Raw genomic sequence first — 16,331 nt, forward strand, 5'->3', positions numbered from 1 at the left:
CCCCGCTATGAATGAACTTTTCCCGAGTGGCGCTAGGGTCCTTTTCGCAGTTCCACGGACAACAAGTCCTCGGTGGTGGAGCCGGGCTCTGCGTGCACCGCGAACACGAGGGTATGCGGGTCCTTGAGCCGTGCTTCCGCGGGGATGGCGTAGTCGGTTACTTCGCAGTCATGGTCTGTTCCGGAGCGCAGTATCTTGGTCAGCGGTGAGCCGTTGAGGGTGAGCCGCTGGCGGCGTCCCGGGTTTTGCCGGACCCTGACCCTGAGGAAGGCTGCTTCAGAGTTGGGATCCTTGAGGGTATAGGAGAACCAGCCTGTTGCGGTTCGCCAATGCAGCCCGTCCTGCCCTCCGGCGCGGGTGCCCTCGCCGGCGAAGAAGTGGTCAGCTTCTGGTTGCTGCTCGCCTGCCCTGACGGCGTCGACGACGGCGTCCAGTTCCGCTGCGTCTGCGTCCATCGCGGCGAGTTCGGCAGTTCGCGCGCCGGCGGTGCCGGTTGGCCAGTAGACCGTGTAGCGCTCGTCGTGGATCCCTGCGAACGGTTCAAGCCGGATCCGGATGGGAGCACCATCCTGGGTGGCGGCGAGTTCCGCGGAAAGCACTTCGCGGTTGACCAGGACGACGGCGTCTGCCGGCTCTTGCGCGGAGACCACCGGGGTGTGTGCCAGCGCCAGCTGGTGGCCGCCGGCAACATGGCCCATGCGTTCGTCAGGTGCTTCGAAGCTTTCTATGCCTGCGTTCCCTTCCCTGGCGGCGAGGACCACGGGTCCGTAGAGAAATGACACCCAGGGCGAACCATCCGGAAGCGATTCGGCCCGGACTTCAGCGCGGAGCCGGATGGAAACCGTGGTGGTGCCCTCCCAGACGCGGTGGATGAGCACGGGGTGGCCGTCGTCGGCAGTTCCAGCCTGTGGGGAGACGCCCGCGTCGCTCTGCGGCAGGCGGACTTCCATATCGGTTGCCCACGCGGGGCGTCGAAGCCGCAGGGTGAACTCTGCGGGTGCGTCCGCGGTGACGGTCAGTGTGGCGACGTCCGAGTACGGGAAATCCGTCTCCAGTTGAACGTGTATCCCGCGCTCGGTCCAGTCCAGCGTGGATGGAATGTAGAGGTTGACCGCCAAAGTGTCGCCGCTGTGGCTGTAGATGAGCTCCCCGTAGCTGGCGTGGTTCTCCATTCCGGAGCCCACGCAGCACCACATTGATTCGTGGACTTTGGAGTACACGCGGTAGTGCGACGGCCGCATCGGCGTGAAGTACACAAAACCTCCCCGCTCGGGGTGCTGGGAGGAAAGGATGTGATTGAAGGTGGCGCGCTCGTAGAACTCCGCCGCTGCCGGATCACCCGTGCGTTCGAAGCGAAGCTTGGCGAGCTTCAGCATGTTGTACGTGTTGCAGGTTTCCGGGCCCTGGACGTCCAGGACCATGGGAGTGAAGTCACGCGACGGATGAAAATGCTCCCGGACGCTGTTGCCGCCGATCGACACGGTCCGTTCCTGGGTGACGACGTCCCAGAAGAAGTCGGATGCCCCGAAGCAGCGCGCGTCCCCGGTAGCCTGGGCAAACCGTTCGTAACCCACAACTTTGGGAATCTGCGTGTTGGCGTGAAGTCCATCCAGCCGGTCGTCACCCGCAGCCAGCGGGTCGAGGAGTGCCCGGTGCGAGAACCGGCGGGCCTCGCTCAGGTAGTCTTCCCGGCCGGTCAGCCGGGCAAGGGACGTCCAGGTGTCGTTCATGCCGCCGAACTCCGTGCTGAGTACCTCCTCGAAGGAGTCGTCGTCCAGGTGGCGCGAGACCGTGAGCCACCAGTCCGCCAGCCGGGTGAGTACGGTCAGGGCTTTTTCGGAACGGGCATAGGTGTAGGCGTCCAGGAGGCCGGCAAAGGTCTTGTGCAGGTTGTAGAGCGGGACCCATCGGCCGTTGAGCGTAAAGAGATCAGCGTCGATGTTCCCGGCCGCCAGCTCTTCGCCGAGCCGGCGTCCGCCGGGAACGCCCCCGAGGTAGCCGTTTCCGGCTGCAGCCTGGCATTGTTCCAGGACCTCCACAACGTACTGCACCCGTTCCAGCAGCCGGACGTCGCCGGTGGCGGCGAAGAGCCGGGCGCAGGCCGTCAGGTAGTGCCCGCCGATGTGCCCTCCCATCCCGTCGGATTCCCAGCCGCCGTAGGGTTCCGCCGCCGTGCCAAGTCCCGCTTCTTTCAGGTATGGCGCGCAGAGACGGTCGGCGTCGAGTTCGAGGACATACCGGACGTCCACGTCCTGCGCGGTCTTGAATTGGCCGGGCAGCAGCCGGATCCGGTCCAGGGGAAAGGACGACGGCGGCAGTTGCGTGATTGCCGGGGGACTGGTGAGGTGCATGGTTGCTTTCTTGGGTTGCTTCGGCGGCGCAGGAGGATATCTGCGCTCAGCCTTTGACGGCGCCGGCTACGAGGCCGCGCACGTAGTAGCGCTGGACCGCCGCGTACAGGATGATGCAGGGGAGCATGAGCAGGACGGCCCCTGCGATGACGTAGCCGTGGTTCACCACGCCGAACGCGCCGGAGGCGAGGTTCTGGACGGCGACGGGCAGGGTGAACAGTTCCTGTTTGGTGAGGAACGTCAGCGCCCCCAGGAAATCCCCCCATCCGCCGAGGAAGGCGAAAAGGAACACCGTGACGGCGCCGGGGACAATCATGGGCCGCAGCACCGAAAGCAGGATCCTGAGTGGACCGGCACCGTCGATCCGTGCCGCCTCAACAACTTCCCTGGGGATCTGGGCGAAGGAGTTCCGCATCAGGAAGACGCCGAAGGGCAGGTTGAAGGTGATGTGGAAGACGATGATGCCGGCCAGTGAGTCCGTGAGGCCGAGCGCGTTCATCTCCAGGAAGAGCGGCGTCAGGATGGCCTGGAACGGGACCATCATGGTCAGCAGGATGAGTGCGAATGCGATGTTGGACCCCTTGAACGGGAAGTTCACCAGGGCGTAGGCGGCCAGGGCGGTGATGATGACGCTGAACACGGCGGCGCCCAGGGCAATGGCCAGGCTGTTCCAGATGTAGGACCCTGCCCCGATGTTGGCAATGAGCCCCGTGTAGTTTTCAAAGGTCAGGTTTTCGAATGACTGCTCCGATGACGGGGCCGCGATCTGGGATCCTGGCTGCAGGGACCGGAGGAAGGACCACGCCACGGGGATGACAAAGGCGATGGACACTGCGGTGCCGATGACCGCATAGATGGCGGTCCTCAACCGGGCAGCTGTCCGTGCCCGGGAGGCAGCGGGGGGTGTGGTGGGGCGGGGCTTGTGGTGCGTCACCTGCGGCGGCGCTTCGACGGACGTTGTCATGGCATCTCCTGTTCGGGGCCGGGCCAAAGAAGTGGGTGGGTCAGTCCTCGCGCATGACGCGGAACTGGATGAGCGTGAGGATCGCCGCGATGATGACCACCACGAAGGACAGGGCGGTTGCGTAGCCCACCTGCAGGTCGCCGAAGGCTTTGTTGTAGACGTAGAGCATCACGGTCAGGGTGCCGGTTCCGGGGCCGCCGCCGGTGATGATGAAGAACTGGGTGAAAGCCAGGACGGCCCCGATGAATCCCATGACCGTCAGGAGCCCCAGGTAGCGCTTGACCAGCGGGACCGTCACCAGGAATTCCTGCTGCCACCGTCCCGCGCCGTCGATCTGTGCTGATTCGTACAGTTCGTCCGGGATGCCCTGCATGCCGGACATGAGGATGATCATGGCGAACCCGGACCCCACGTAGGCGCCCAGCAGGACTATGAGGACCGTGGCGCTGGTTGCGTCCAGAAGCCAAGGAGTAGGCGCAGAGGTGATGCCGAGCCCCAGCAGGATCTGGTCCAGCACGCCGCTGTCCGGCCGGAACTCCAGCAGGGCAACGAAGCTGAATGACGTGATGCCGATGACGTACGGAAGGAAAACGGCGGTGCGGATGAGCCCGGCACCCCTGCGGTTGGAACGGACCAGCACGGCGAGCAGGTAGCCGACCACCACCCCCAGCACGGTGGAGACCACCGCAAAAAGGAGCGTGTAGAGGATGGATCCCCAGAAGGTGGTGTCAGTGAAGGCAGTGAGGTAGTTTTCGACGCCGGTGAACTCCACATCGCCAACGAGCGGCCAGTTGGTCAGTGAGATGACTACTGCGAACAGCAGCGGAAAGATGACAAAGGCGGCGACGAGGAGCATGGCCGGCGCGAGCATAAGCATCCCGGTATAGGAATCGCGGCGCGAGGCGGGTTTTGGGGCGCGCGTGCGCTTGTCGCGGCTAAGGGAGGGGGTTGCGGTGGTCATGCCTGGTTCACCTTCAAAACTCGGGCGGTTTCCTGATGCCCGCGGTAGAGGATGTCCTCCATCGCCTCCTGGCCGAAAACTGCTTCGCGGAACATCGCAAGCCACGGTGACCGTACGGTGTTGGTGAGCTGTGTATAGAGCGTTGTGGGAGCGGCGAACCCGTCGTTCATCCGTTCCATGCCCGGGACCATGAGCGGGAACTTCTCGCTGAAATCGGTCTCCAGGATGTCACTGCGGACCGGGTACCAGCCCAGCGCCGCCAGTTCCGACTGCTGTTCAAGTTCGCCCACGAAGCGGATGAAGTCCCACGCCGCCTCAGGGTTTGGGGCACCTCGGGGGATGGACAGCACCGCGCCGCCGGAAAACTGGGAAAAGTTTCCGGCCGGCCCGGGAAACGCACTGACGCCGAGCTTGTCCAGGAACTCCGGCTTGGCGCTGCCCACCACCAGGTCGTAGGACCCGGGAAACAGTCCCACGGTTCCGGCCAGGAAGTCCTGGCCCCAGGCCGCTCCGGAATCTGCTGCTGCCCCTGGTTGCGAGAGGCCCTTCCTGTGGAGCTCCCGGTAAAGTTCCAGCGTCCGGCGGAGCGGATCATTGCCCAGCACCGCAGCTTGTTGCCGGCCCAATGGCCCGTCGTAGAAAGGGCTCTGGTCTGCCCAGAAGTGCGGCTGGATGACGTAGCCCAGGATGCCCGCGGAGTTGCCGGTGAAGGTGACTCCGGAGACGCCGTCGATCCCGTGCAGGGCCGCGGCATGCTCCAGGTACTCCGCGAAGTTAACGGGCCCTTGCTCAGGGTCCAAGCCGGCTTTGGCGTAGAGCTCTTTGTTCCAGAACAGCTGCGAGACGTTGGAAAGTGCCGGCAGCCCGTAGATCTTTCCCTCGTAGGAGGCCACGTCCAGGAGCGGCTTGTTGAGGTGGGCGGCGTAGGGGAGTTCCGTCACCAGGGAGGTGAGGTCCGTGAAGGCTTCCCGGGTGGTGAAAACCGGACTGGTGACGGAATCGGGGGCCACAACGTCTGGAACGGCGCCGCTCCGGATGGAGGTGGCGAGCTTTGTTGTCATCTGCCCCTCCGGCAGCACCGTGAGCTGGATCCGCACTGCCTGCTGGGCCTGATGGTATTTGTCCACGATGAGCTGCGCCGGTTTGAACGCCGTGCTTCGGCACCAGAACCGGATGGTGCCGGAAGGGTTCTTCCCGAAGCCGGCGGCGGTGACGTTCGCTTCCGGCAGCACAGCCGAACATCCCGTCAGGCCAAGGGCCGCGGCTGCGGCTCCCAAAGTAAGGACTGAACGCCGGCTGGGGCCGCTGATGCCATCGGCGCGGCGTTTTTGGGCGCGCTGAAGGGAGGGTGGTGGGTACATCATTGTTCCCTCGTGTTCTGTAGGGGGTGAATGAAAGGGGCTAGGTGGAATCGCGCACGATGAGCTGGCAGGGCAGCGCGTCTATGCCGGGCCTGGAATTTCCGGTGATGGCTTCGAGGACGCGTGCTCCTGCCGCGCGGCCCAGTTCTTCGAGGTTCATGTCGATGGTGGTCAGGGCGGGGCGGCTGTTCAGGGCCGCTGCTGCCCAGTTGTCAAAGCCGATAATTGAGACGTCGTGGGGCACAACGATGTTTGCCTCGCGCAGGCCGTCAGCTACGCCGCGGGCGATTTCGTCGCTTCCGCAGAGCACCATGTCCACGGGTTCCACCCGCTGGCGGAGCATCTGGGCTGCCTGCCTGCCCCATGCCTCGGACCAGTTTCCGTACAGTGCACGGTCGCCCACGAGGGTGAGCCCGAAGGTCGGGGCGTGTTCCTGGACGGCCTGGGCGCGGATCCGGGCAGAGTAGTCCTGGCGGGGGCCCGCCACGTAGGCGATGTTCTGATGCCCCAGGTTGGCTGCATGTTCAAGAGCCAGGAGCATGCCCTGGACCTGGTCCACCACCACTGACATGTCTTCGGGGTCTGAAGACTGTCCCATGACATAGACGATCGGCACTGATGTCTTGGGTAGCGGGGCGCGGGGGCCGGTGTGGTTGGTCATGACGACGATTCCGTCCACATTCCGCGAGGCGAGCGTTTCAACGCAGTGGCGCTCGCGGACCAGGTCACCCCGTGAGTTGCTGATGAGCACCGAGGCCTGGTCAGGGCCGAATGAATCCTCGAGGCCGTACATCACCGGAATGCTGAAGCGTCCGATGTCGTCCGAGGTGACCAGGCCTATGGTGATCACCCCGCCGCTGCTGCTTTCGGCAGGCAGGGTTTCGAAGCCAAGCTTGTGTGCTGCAGCCAGGACCCTGTCCCGGGTATCTTCCCGGAGCTGGCCCCGGTTGTTGAGCGCCTTGGAAACCGTCCCAATGGACACCCCAGAGGCATTGGCGACGTCGGCCAGGGTGACCCGGCGGGAAGGAAAGCTCACGGTTCTCCTGACATGGGGGATGTGATCGCGAACCAAGCCTATGTTGCTGCAATTTTCCTGTCAACGGAAATGTTTCTGGATTTTTCCGCAGCCGACTGATACGTTTCACAGCGTGTAGTCCAGGTCACCTCACAGAGGAATGTCCGGACCAGCAGGCAACACATTGAGCAAGGAGGCTCCCATGATCAACAGAAGGCATTTCCTCACCACCGTGGCTGTCGGCGCCGCATCTGCCGCAGCTTTGGCCGCGTGCGGCACGGGATCCAGCACCAGCGCTGGAGAGACGGGTTCCGCGGAGAACCCGGTCACCATCAACTACACCTGGTGGGGCAACGACGACCGGGCGGAACGTACCCGCAAGGCGATCGCCCTGTTCGAGGAGAAGAACCCGGACATCAAGGTCAACGGCAACTTCACGGACTTCGCCGGGTACTGGCAGAAGCGTGCCACTGAGGCTGCCGGCGGTGGCCTGCCGGACGTGATGCAGTGGGACCTGTCCTACCTGCGTGACTACGGCCAGCGGAACCAGCTCCTGGACCTGGGCACCGTGAACATCAACACGGACGCTTTTGAGAAGTCCCTCCTGCCCTCGGGCCAGATCCGTGGCAAGACGTACGGCATCCCCACCAGCACCAACGCGTTCGCCGTCTACTACGACCCCGCCAAGCTCGCGCCCCTGGGCATCGCCGAGCCCACCGGCACGTGGACGTACAAAGAGTTCAACGACTTCATGACGGAGGTAGGCACTAAGAGCAACGGCGCGATTTATGGCGGCGGGGACTACACGTCCGTCTGGTGGATGTTCAACATCTGGCTGCGGCAGAACAACATCGAGGCCTTCACCGAGGACGGCAGGCTCGGCTTCACCAAGGATGACCTGAAGAAGTGGTGGAACCAGACCGCGGCCCTGCGCGGCACCCCGGCCATGATTTCCGAGGAGCGAGTCACCCAGCTCGCCCCCAAGTCCCCGTTCAGCTCCAACTCGGCAGCGACCGAGTGTACTTGGGACAACTTCATGGCCGGCTACCTCTCGGACACCGGTGCCAAGGAGCTCAAGCTGGTGCCCCCGCCCTCGGACGATCCGGACAACCTGGGCCTGTTCCTGAAGCCCTCCATGCTGATGGTGGCCAGCGCCAAGACCAAGTACAAGGACGCTGCTGGCCGTTTCATCGACTTCATGGTCAATGATCCCGAGGTGGGCCAGATCTTCAAGACCTCCCGCGGTGTTCCGGCGTCCAAGACCCAGCGCGACGGGACCACCTTTGAAGGTACGGACAAGCTGGTAGTGGATTACGAGAAGTCCATCGAGCAGTACCTCAAGGATGCCCCGGAGCCGCCCATCGTCGGCTTCGGCACGCTCGAGGCATCCTTCAAGCGCGTTGCCTCGGACCTCAACTACGGCAAGCTCACCGTCGACGGCGCCGCCGACGCATGGTTCAAGGAAGCCGAAGACCTCATCAAGCAGAACGCCTGATCCAGCGCTGATCCCGGCGGCCGGAACGTGCCGCCGGGAGGATAGCGCTGCCCTCCCTTATAGATCAGGCCATTACCTCACACTCACTCACCGTCAGGTCGGCCAGGACATCACGGTCCACGTCAACGCCCAGCCCCGGACCTTCCCCCACGTGGACTTCGGGCAGGACATAGGCAAGGTTTCCGGGTTCCCGGGCGAACTTCACCGGGCCTGAGAGTTCAGTGGACACAATGTTGGGGTGGGACAGGGCAAGGTGGAACCCGGCGGACGAGGCGATGCTGGTTTCCAGCATGGAACCGATTTGGACTTTCAGGCCGCCGAGTTCTGCCTGCGTGGCCATGCGGTGGCAGGGCGTGATTCCGCCGCTCTTCATCAGTTTGAGGTTCACCATGTCCACTGACCGGTCCCGGACAAACCGGACCAGGTCGGCGGCGTCCACCACCGATTCATCGGCCATAAGCCGGGCGCCGGTGGCCTGGCGCAGCAGCCTGAAACCGTCGATGTCGTCGGCGTGGAGCGGCTGCTCCACCCAGTCGATCCCGTACGGCTCCAAAGCCCGGATCATTTCCCTTGCGGTTGCGGGATCGGACCACCCCTGGTTGGCGTCCACCCGGATGGCCAGGTCCGTGCCGATTGCTGCCCGGACAGCCCGCACTCGTTCAACATCCAGGCCATCACCGCCGCCGAGCTTCATCTTGAGGTGGCGGAACCCTTGGCTCCGCGCCTGCACTGCCTGTTCGGCCAGGGCCTCCGGGGCGAGGATGCTCATCACCCGGGCGATGGTGGGGTGTTCCGGACGGCGCCCGCCCAGCAGGCTGTAGATGGGGCGGTTGGCCGCCTTCCCGGCCAGGTCCCAGCAGGCAATGTCGACGGCGGCCTTCGCGGCTCCGCAGCCTTTAAGCGCCTTATTGAGGTGCTGGTGGACGGCCGTGATGTCGCGGGGGTCAAGCCCCAGCACCGCTGGAATCAGCTCCGTCCGCAGTGCTTCCACCGTCCCGGTGGGCGTCTCTCCGGTGATGTGCCCGTCCGGAACGCTTTCGCCGTACCCGGTCAGGCCGTCGTCGGTCTCCAAAGTGAGGATGATGCTGGGCATGGAGGCGTAGCTGTCGTAGGAAACCACGAACGGTTCCAGCAGTGGAAGGTCGATAAGGGTGATGGTGGCGCGGGATATCTTCACGGCAAGGCTCACAGTTCACAAGGGGAGGACGGTTCGGAGGGGGCGGGCAAAGCGGGACTACATCACGCTTTCGAGGAAGGAGATGGTCCGGGGGTTTTGCGGGTTGTCCAGCACGTCTTCGGGGGCGCCGGACTCCACCACCACGCCGCCGTCCATGAACACCACGCTGTCGCCGGCCCCGCGTGCGAAGCCGATCTCGTGGGTGACAACGATCATGGTCATTCCGTCCGCTGCCAGGGTGCGCATCACGTCCAGGACATCTCCCACCAGTTCGGGGTCAAGGGCGCTGGTTGGCTCGTCGAACAGGAGCAGCTGGGGGTCCATGGCAAGGGCGCGGGCGATCGCGACGCGCTGCTGCTGACCGCCCGAAAGCTGCGCCGGATAGGCCTTGGCCAGATGGGCCAGCCCCACCCGGTCCAGCAGTTCCTTCCCCCGCTCGATCGCCTCTGCCTTGGGGACCCTTTTGACGCCCACCGGGGCGGCCCAGATGTTTTCCAGGGCCGTCATGTGGGGGAAGAGGTTGAAGCGCTGGAACACCATTCCGATGCCGCGGCGCTGCCTGGCAACCTCGCGGGGGCTCATCTCGAAGATTTTGTCCTGGCGCTGCGCGTAGCCGATCAGGTCCCCCGCAACGGAGATCCGGCCACCGTCGATCCTTTCCAGGTGGTTGATGCACCGCAGGAAGGTGGACTTGCCTGAACCGGAGGGGCCCAGGAGGCACATGACCTCCCCGCTGTTGACGGTCAGGGAGATGCCTTTGAGGACCTCGACGCCGCCGTAGTGCTTCCGGACGTTGCTGGCCACGAGGAGCGGCTGCGCTGCCGGGCGGTGGCCAGGTTTGGGAGAGACCAGTGCCTCAGTCATGACTGGTGTCCTTTCGATGCTTTCGGGGCCGAACCGGGGAGCGTTGCCGTACCGGGGGCCGGCTGTTTGCCGAGCACGGCCCTGATCCTGGCCAGGGGAGTGGGGGCCTGCTGCCGGGCGTTGCCCCGTCCGTAGTGGCGTTCCAGGTAGTACTGCGGAACGGACAATGCGGAGGTGAGGAAGAGGTACCAGCAGCTGACCACGATGAGGAGTTCCACCTGGCGCAGGTTCTGGGAAGAGATCTGGGTGGCGACGGTGTAGAGCTCCAGCACTGCGATGACGGAGAGCAGGGACGTGTTCTTGAGCATCGAGATGGTCTCATTGCCCATCGGCGGGATGATGACCCGCATGGCCTGGGGCAGGACCACCCGGAACAAGGTGAACGCCGGGGACATTCCCAGGGAGGAGGCGGCTTCCTGCTGGCCGGAGTCGACAGACAGCATTCCGCCGCGGATGATTTCCGCGGAATAGGCGGCCTGGTTCAGGGTCATGGCCAGCAGCCCGGCAGTTAAGGCCGGAACCAGGGTGTTGGTGTCCACCGAGAAGACCGTGAAATCCGTAAAAGGGATACCCAGCGAGATCTGTGAATAAAGCAGCCCGAGGTAGCCCCAGAACACCACCTGGATCAGCAGCGGAGTGCCCCGGAAAACCCAGACGTAGAACCAGGCGAAGGCGTTCATGACGGGATTCCTGGACAGCCGCATCACCGCGAGGAATACGCCCAGGACCGTGGACACCACCATGGAGACAACGGTGAGGACAATGGTCAGGCCCACGCCCCCGAGGATCCGGGGATGGAACAGGTAGGTGCCGATGGTGCCGTGGTCGATGTTCGGGTTGGTCCACAGCGATGACGCCAGCGCGGCGGCGCTTAGGGCCAGCAGCGCTGCTCCCACCCAGCGCCAGGGGTGCCGGAGGGGAACGGCAACGACGTCGTCCTGGCCGCCGCCGTCGGCAGGCGCGGTTCCGGGGGCAGCAGGCTGGCGGGGTGTTGCGACGGCGGGGGTCATGGCTTGGTACCGCCCAGGTTCAGCCCTGTTTCCTTGACCGTGTAGTCGGAGAGGTTGTATTTCGCCAGGATCCGGTCGTAGGTGCCGTCGGCGATAAGCGACTGGAGGGCGGCGAGCAACGCTTTCGAAAGCTCCGCGTCCTTCTTGAGCACGCCGATGCCGGTGTAGACGGGGTTGTATCCGGCCGGGTTGGCGGGGTCCTTGACGAGGTCAAAGATCTTCCCGTCGCCGGCGGTGGTGGCGGCATAGGCTGCCACGGCGGAATCGACGACGTCGGCTGCGGCCTTCCCGGACCGGACGGCTGTCTGGACATCCGTCTCCAGCGGGAGTTCGGAAACCCTGATGGGCCTGGATCCCTTGTCCAGGCACTGCTGCTCGTACGTGCGGAGGATTTCTGCCTGGACGGTGGCCTTCTGCACGGCGACGTCTTTGTCGCACAGGTCCAGGACGGTGGTGATGTTCCCGGGGTTTCCTTCGGGAACCAGGATAGAGAATCCCGCATGGAAGTAGTCCACGAAGTCCAGGGTTTCCTGGCGCTCGGGCGTATCGTTCATCCCGGACATGATGATGTCGTTCTTGCCTGACTGCAGCGAGGGAATGATGCTGTCGAACGCCTGGGTCTGGAGCTCCAGCCGCACACCGAGCTTGGCTCCGAGGGCCTGGGCAAGATCGTAGTCCAGGCCCGTGAGCTGCTGGTTCTCGTCGAACATCTCCATGGGCGGATAGGGAATGTCGGAGGCGACGTTGATGACGCCGGCGCTCTTATAGCGCTCGGGCAGTGCGGCGGCGGCCGCGGGATCCACTGCGCCTTCCGAGAAGGGGTTGGAGTTGCTGGCAGGTGTTGCCTCTGCCGAGCAGGCTGCCAGGCCTGTCGCCAGGGCGAGGCCGGCGGCCATGACGGCGGTGCGGGCCGTTACTGAACGGGATGTGATGGGCATTGGTACTCCTCTTGGGGTGGGGTTAGGCCTGGCCGGCTGCGGCGAGCCGGTACCAGCCGCCGCGGGTGACGCCGGATGCCCGGCGTCCCGAGGCGAAAGCGGATTCGAAGATCTCCCTCAGCAGCACGCGCCACTGGGCAGCGGCGTCCGGGTTGGAGCTGCGGAGCGCCACGATGTCCTTCGGAGCGCGGCACCAGAGGGTTCCCTCCGATTCCAGGAGGACAGGCAGCGAGTCAGGGCCGTATTCGAGAACGTGAGCCAGGTGGGCAGGCGGAAGTTCGAGCTCAGCCTGGATCCCCAGTCCGGCGTCCGTGCTCCGCTGGGAGGACAGCGGCCAGACCGCCACCAGCCGGTCGCTTTCGTCGTTGGCGTTGATCTCGTCCTGCATCTCGCCGTAGAAGTTGCGGGCGTACTCCGATGCGTGCGCGCCCAGCTTGGTGAGGTTGAAGCGGGCATTCCGGCTGACCAGCGGGTCGAAGGTCCAGGTCATGGTGTCGATGCCCCGGGCCAGCGACCAGGCCCGCTGGTGTTGCTTGAGGGCGAAGCCGACGCCCTTGTCCCCGGTGCCGGGAAGCACGCCGGCAATCAGCGAGTAGGTGGACCGTCCCCCGGGGGAGACGATGCCCACCGCTGCCCCGCACAGGTGGCCTGCCTGGCTGTAGGCGGCGGACACGTTGCACCCGGCATGGGAGATGCTGCGCAGGAGGTCGAAGGGGATGGGTGCCCCGTGTGGCGACATGCCCCAGATGGCAATGAGCAGTGCTTCCACGTCCCGCAGCCGGTCGCGGTCGTGTTCGTCCACCACCAGGACGCCGGCCCTGGAGGCTGCTGCGGTTGCTGATTCTGCGGCCTGAAGTGCGGTAGGGCCAGCGTCAAGAGTAAGTGACATGCGTCAACTATCTGTTGCGCCGGCAGGCGGGGGCTTCAGTGCAGCCAATGAAGGTTGCCAGACTTTGTTGTGTTCCAGCACTACGGGTGGAAAGCTTTGGCGTTATGACGGAGGCCACGCAGCTCAACAGCAGCACCCACCTGCCCCACCTGCTGGAGATGCTCCAGGACACCGGGCTGGTCCTTGGCTCAAGGGCGGCGCCGCCCAGGGTGTCCCTGATGAGCCCTTCCCTCTATGACCCCTTCGGGCCGCTTGAAGGGCTGCCCGGCGGCATTTTGCTCGGGATTGGGCTGCACCCCGCGGAACCGGATACCGCCGGGGTGATCCGGGCTGCGGCGGAAGCCGGCTTTGCTGCCGTGGTGGTCAAGAAGCTTCAGCAGGACATCGAGCACCTCGCCAAGGTGGCGGATGATGCCGGCATAGCCCTCCTGGTGGTGGACGACGACGTGCGGTGGCGGCATCTGAACGCGCTCTTGGACTCCGCGCTCAACGCCTCGGCGGATGCCGGCAGCACGGTCTCGCCACTGGGAGTGGGGGATCTTTTTGCGCTGGCGAACGCCATCGCGGCGATGGTCGGCGGGGCCACCACCATCGAGAACCTGCAGGAACAGGTGCTGGCGTACTCCACGCTTGAGGACCAGCCGATCGATGAGGACCGGCGCAGGGGAATCCTTGGCCGGCAGGTTCCCTACCTGCCGGAGAACGCCGGCCAGTATGCCGCGGTATTCCGGTCCTCCGGGGCAGTCCGGATCGAGGGCGTCCGCCCGGCCATGGACAGGCTGGCGATAGCGGTCCGGGCCGGGAAGGAGCCCCTGGGGTCAATCTGGGTTGTCGATGTCGATGGAGACCTGGACAGTGACGCCGAACAGGCCCTGGAACGTGCCGCGGACATCGCGGCGCTCCATATGCTCCGCGCCCGCAGCAGCCATGATCTTGCGCGCCAGCAGCGGGCGGAGCTGCTGCGCAGGCTCCTCGAAGGAGGGGACGACGCCGTCCTGGTTTCAGAACAGCTGGGGCTGAGGCATTCCGGCCCTTTCGCCGTCGTCGCTTTCCAGCCGGAGGTTGGGCAGGCAGCCGAGACCACCCTGGTCCGGATTGCGGACCTGGTGACCACGCAGTGCGAAGCCCACGGCCAGGGCGCCCAGTGCGTGCAGGTGGGCCCCACCATTTACGCAATATTTCCGGCGGCGGCCGGGCCTTCCCTGGGCTCGATCGAAGCCCTTGCCCGGCGGCTCAACGACCGTGCCCGGGCCTCGCTGGGAGTTGAGATGCGGGCGGCGGCGGGTCCCGCCGTCGGCACCGTCCCGGAGATCAGCCGTTCACGGCATGACGCTGATCTTGTCCTGCTGATGCTCGCCTCGGATGGCTCCCCGGGCACCTACGCCAGCGCAGGGGAGGTCCGCAGCCGCCTCACCCTCCTGGAGCTGGCCGCAACGTTCCGGAAGGCGCCGCACCTTCTGTCCGCTGCCGCGCGGAGGATCAAAGAGTACGACGCCGACTACGGCACCGGTTATGCGCTGACGCTGCGGACCTACCTGGACTGCTCCCGCGATTCCGCAAGGACGGCGGCGGCGTTGTCCCTGCACCAGAACACGCTCCGGTACCGCCTCAAGCGCCTGCGTGACCTCTTCGGCGTGGATCTGGACCAGCCTGAGGACACGCTGGTGCTCTGGCTGGGCCTGCACGTGCTCGAGCTGAACTAGCTGGGCGGGCTGGTCTTGCGCTGGTTTAGCCGGCGTACGGATCAGCGATGCCGATGTATTGGGTGGTGGTGTATTCGGCGATGCCCTCGGACCCGCCTTCGCGGCCCAGGCCGGACTGTTTGACGCCGCCAAAGGGCGCGGCTGCGTTGGAGATGACCCCGGCGTTGAAGCCGACCATGCCGAACTCGATCTGTTCTGCCACGCGGAGGAGCTTGTTGAAGTCGCGGCTGTAGAGGTAGGACGCGAGGCCGTACTCGGAGGCGTTGGCCAGCCGGATGGCGTCCGCTTCGGTGGTGAAGGTGGTGATGGGGGCGACGGGGCCGAAGATTTCCTGGCCCAGGATCGCCGCATCATTCGGTACGCCGGCGAGGACGGTGGGCTGGTAGAAGTAGCCGGGCCCGTCCACAGGTGCGCCGCCGGTGACGGCAACTGCTCCGGCATCGACGGCGGCAGCCACCAGGGCATGGACGTCGTCCCGTGCTCCGGCGTCGATGAGGGGGCCCACCTGGGTGGCGGGGTCGGTGCCGCGCCCGGTGGACAGGGCACCCATGGCGGCGGCGAACTTGGCAGTAAACTCCTGCGCCACTGACTCGTGGACCAGGAAGCGGTTGGCGGCGGTGCAGGCCTCGCCCATATTCCGCATCTTTGCTGCCATGGCCCCTTCAACGGCGGCATCGAGGTCCGCGTCTTCAAACACAATGAACGGTGCGTTCCCACCGAGTTCCATAGAGGTGCGGAGCACGTTCTGCGCGGCGTCTGCCATCAGGCGCTTACCCACCGGAGTGGAGCCGGTGAAGGAGACCTTCCGCAGGCGTGAGTCCTTCAGCAACGGCCCGGAAATACCGGAGGCGGATGAGGAGGAGACGACGTTGAGGACGCCGGCGGGCAGGCCGGCGTCGAGCATGGTCTGCGCGAAGTACTGGGCCGTGAGCGGGGTGAGTTTGGCGGGTTTGAGGACCATGGTGCAGCCGGCGGCGACGGCGGGAGCTACTTTGCGGGTGGCCATCGCCAGGGGGAAGTTCCAGGGGGTGATGAGCAGGCAGGGTCCGACAGGTTTGTGCTGGACGAGGATCTTGTTTTTGCCTTCGGGGGTGGTGAGGTAGCGGCCGTAGTCCCGGACGGTTTCTTCGGAGAACCAGCGCAGGAACTCGGCGCCGTAGGTGACTTCGCCGCGGGCTTCGGCCAGCGGTTTGCCCATTTCCAGGGTCATCAGCAGTGCGAAATCTTCGGCCCGCTCGGTGACCAGGTCAAAGGCGCGGCGGAGGATCTCGGCCCGTACCCGGGGTGCGGTCCGTGCCCAGGACGCCTGGGCGGCGTCCGCCGCGTCCAGCGCGGCCACCGCGTCGTCGCTGGTGGCCGAGGCGAGGGTGGCGAGCACCTCCCCGGTGGCGGGATCGTGCACATCAAACGTGCCGCCGTCGGACGCTTCCCGCCATTGCCCATCGATCAACAGGCCGGTGGGGACGGAAGCGAGCAGGGAGGCCTCACGCTCGGAGAAAATGGTGGGTGATGCTACGGGGGAAATGGTCATTCGAGGGTCTCCTTTGAAGAAACAATTTCAAGGGCAGGAAGTTAACGCAGTGACGGCGGCGGGGTACTACCG

At 65.2% G+C, this 16,331-nt stretch carries 13 protein-coding genes; 2 read left to right on the forward strand and 11 right to left on the reverse strand.

The annotated features are described in order from the left end of the window. Positions 1–32: 32 nt before the first annotated feature. From WHH00_RS01520 to WHH00_RS01540, 5 genes are read right to left on the reverse strand one after another with little or no spacing between them, the layout of a single operon-like run. Complete coding sequence (locus WHH00_RS01520) at positions 33–2,351, reverse strand: beta-L-arabinofuranosidase domain-containing protein (RefSeq protein ID WP_406635913.1); 2,319 nt, start codon at positions 2,349–2,351, stop codon at positions 33–35. A gap of 46 nt (positions 2,352–2,397) precedes the next feature. Continuing rightward, positions 2,398–3,315: a carbohydrate ABC transporter permease gene (locus tag WHH00_RS01525; protein WP_406635915.1), complete on the reverse strand. Its 918-nt coding sequence runs from the start codon at positions 3,313–3,315 to the stop codon at positions 2,398–2,400. A 40-nt stretch (positions 3,316–3,355) separates the two neighbouring features. Continuing rightward, on the reverse strand, positions 3,356–4,276 hold the full coding sequence (locus WHH00_RS01530; protein ID WP_406635917.1) for a carbohydrate ABC transporter permease: 921 nt from the start codon (positions 4,274–4,276) through the stop codon (positions 3,356–3,358). Continuing rightward, positions 4,273–5,640 carry an ABC transporter substrate-binding protein gene (locus WHH00_RS01535; RefSeq protein ID WP_406635919.1) on the reverse strand — a complete coding sequence of 456 codons (1,368 nt, stop codon included), beginning with the start codon at positions 5,638–5,640 and terminating at the stop codon, positions 4,273–4,275. Before WHH00_RS01535 ends, WHH00_RS01530 begins: the two co-directional genes overlap by 4 nt. A gap of 37 nt (positions 5,641–5,677) precedes the next feature. Then, entirely contained in the window at positions 5,678–6,673 is a 996-nt protein-coding gene (locus WHH00_RS01540; RefSeq protein WP_406635921.1) for a LacI family DNA-binding transcriptional regulator, read from the reverse strand. Positions 6,674–6,854: 181 nt separating this feature from the next. On the opposite strand from WHH00_RS01540, the gene WHH00_RS01545 reads away from it, so the two are divergent. Then, positions 6,855–8,147 carry an ABC transporter substrate-binding protein gene (locus WHH00_RS01545; protein WP_406635923.1) on the forward strand — a complete coding sequence of 431 codons (1,293 nt, stop codon included), beginning with the start codon at positions 6,855–6,857 and terminating at the stop codon, positions 8,145–8,147. Between the two features lie 64 nt (positions 8,148–8,211). On the opposite strand, the gene WHH00_RS01550 is transcribed toward WHH00_RS01545, so the two are convergent. Genes WHH00_RS01550 through WHH00_RS01570 form a run of 5 tightly spaced genes read right to left on the reverse strand, consistent with a single transcriptional unit; the run spans position 8,212 to position 13,025 of the window. Continuing rightward, positions 8,212–9,324: a mandelate racemase/muconate lactonizing enzyme family protein gene (locus WHH00_RS01550; RefSeq protein WP_406635925.1), complete on the reverse strand. Its 1,113-nt coding sequence runs from the start codon at positions 9,322–9,324 to the stop codon at positions 8,212–8,214. Positions 9,325–9,381: 57 nt separating this feature from the next. Next, the gene (locus WHH00_RS01555; protein ID WP_406635927.1) at positions 9,382–10,188 is read right to left on the reverse strand and encodes an amino acid ABC transporter ATP-binding protein; all 807 of its coding nucleotides are present in this window, start codon (positions 10,186–10,188) and stop codon (positions 9,382–9,384) included. After that, the gene (locus WHH00_RS01560; RefSeq protein WP_406635929.1) at positions 10,185–11,198 is read right to left on the reverse strand and encodes an amino acid ABC transporter permease; all 1,014 of its coding nucleotides are present in this window, start codon (positions 11,196–11,198) and stop codon (positions 10,185–10,187) included. The genes WHH00_RS01555 and WHH00_RS01560 overlap by 4 nt, the downstream gene beginning before the upstream one ends. Continuing rightward, positions 11,195–12,136: an ABC transporter substrate-binding protein gene (locus WHH00_RS01565; protein ID WP_406635931.1), complete on the reverse strand. Its 942-nt coding sequence runs from the start codon at positions 12,134–12,136 to the stop codon at positions 11,195–11,197. The genes WHH00_RS01560 and WHH00_RS01565 overlap by 4 nt, the downstream gene beginning before the upstream one ends. 22 nt (positions 12,137–12,158) lie before the next feature. Beyond that, complete coding sequence (locus WHH00_RS01570) at positions 12,159–13,025, reverse strand: hypothetical protein (protein ID WP_406635933.1); 867 nt, start codon at positions 13,023–13,025, stop codon at positions 12,159–12,161. Positions 13,026–13,129: 104 nt separating this feature from the next. Here WHH00_RS01570 and WHH00_RS01575 point away from each other — a divergent pair, with 104 nt between their 5' ends. Beyond that, positions 13,130–14,728 (forward strand): PucR family transcriptional regulator, encoded by a 1,599-nt coding sequence (locus WHH00_RS01575; protein ID WP_406635935.1) that lies wholly within the window; start codon positions 13,130–13,132, stop codon positions 14,726–14,728. A 25-nt stretch (positions 14,729–14,753) separates the two neighbouring features. Here the strand turns inward: WHH00_RS01575 and WHH00_RS01580 are convergent, their stop codons facing one another. Continuing rightward, the gene (locus WHH00_RS01580; protein WP_406635937.1) at positions 14,754–16,259 is read right to left on the reverse strand and encodes an NAD-dependent succinate-semialdehyde dehydrogenase; all 1,506 of its coding nucleotides are present in this window, start codon (positions 16,257–16,259) and stop codon (positions 14,754–14,756) included. Positions 16,260–16,331: the final 72 nt, after the last annotated feature.

The sequence above is a fragment of the Pseudarthrobacter quantipunctorum genome, from assembly GCF_045291495.1.
Lineage (GTDB): Bacteria > Actinomycetota > Actinomycetes > Actinomycetales > Micrococcaceae > Arthrobacter > Arthrobacter quantipunctorum.

Bases quoted from the DNA above. Each gene is read 5' to 3' on its own strand.
- WHH00_RS01520 (WP_406635913.1), bottom strand. From the start codon at position 2,351: ATGCACCTCACCAGTCCCCCGGCAATCACGCAACTGCCGCCGTCGTCC.
- WHH00_RS01525 (WP_406635915.1), bottom strand. From the start codon at position 3,315: ATGACAACGTCCGTCGAAGCGCCGCCGCAGGTGACGCACCACAAGCCC.
- WHH00_RS01530 (WP_406635917.1), bottom strand. From the start codon at position 4,276: ATGACCACCGCAACCCCCTCCCTTAGCCGCGACAAGCGCACGCGCGCC.
- WHH00_RS01535 (WP_406635919.1), bottom strand. From the start codon at position 5,640: ATGATGTACCCACCACCCTCCCTTCAGCGCGCCCAAAAACGCCGCGCC.
- WHH00_RS01545 (WP_406635923.1), top strand. From the start codon at position 6,855: ATGATCAACAGAAGGCATTTCCTCACCACCGTGGCTGTCGGCGCCGCA.
- WHH00_RS01555 (WP_406635927.1), bottom strand. From the start codon at position 10,188: ATGACTGAGGCACTGGTCTCTCCCAAACCTGGCCACCGCCCGGCAGCG.
- WHH00_RS01560 (WP_406635929.1), bottom strand. From the start codon at position 11,198: ATGACCCCCGCCGTCGCAACACCCCGCCAGCCTGCTGCCCCCGGAACC.
- WHH00_RS01565 (WP_406635931.1), bottom strand. From the start codon at position 12,136: ATGCCCATCACATCCCGTTCAGTAACGGCCCGCACCGCCGTCATGGCC.
- WHH00_RS01570 (WP_406635933.1), bottom strand. From the start codon at position 13,025: ATGTCACTTACTCTTGACGCTGGCCCTACCGCACTTCAGGCCGCAGAA.
- WHH00_RS01575 (WP_406635935.1), top strand. From the start codon at position 13,130: ATGACGGAGGCCACGCAGCTCAACAGCAGCACCCACCTGCCCCACCTG.
- WHH00_RS01580 (WP_406635937.1), bottom strand. From the start codon at position 16,259: ATGACCATTTCCCCCGTAGCATCACCCACCATTTTCTCCGAGCGTGAG.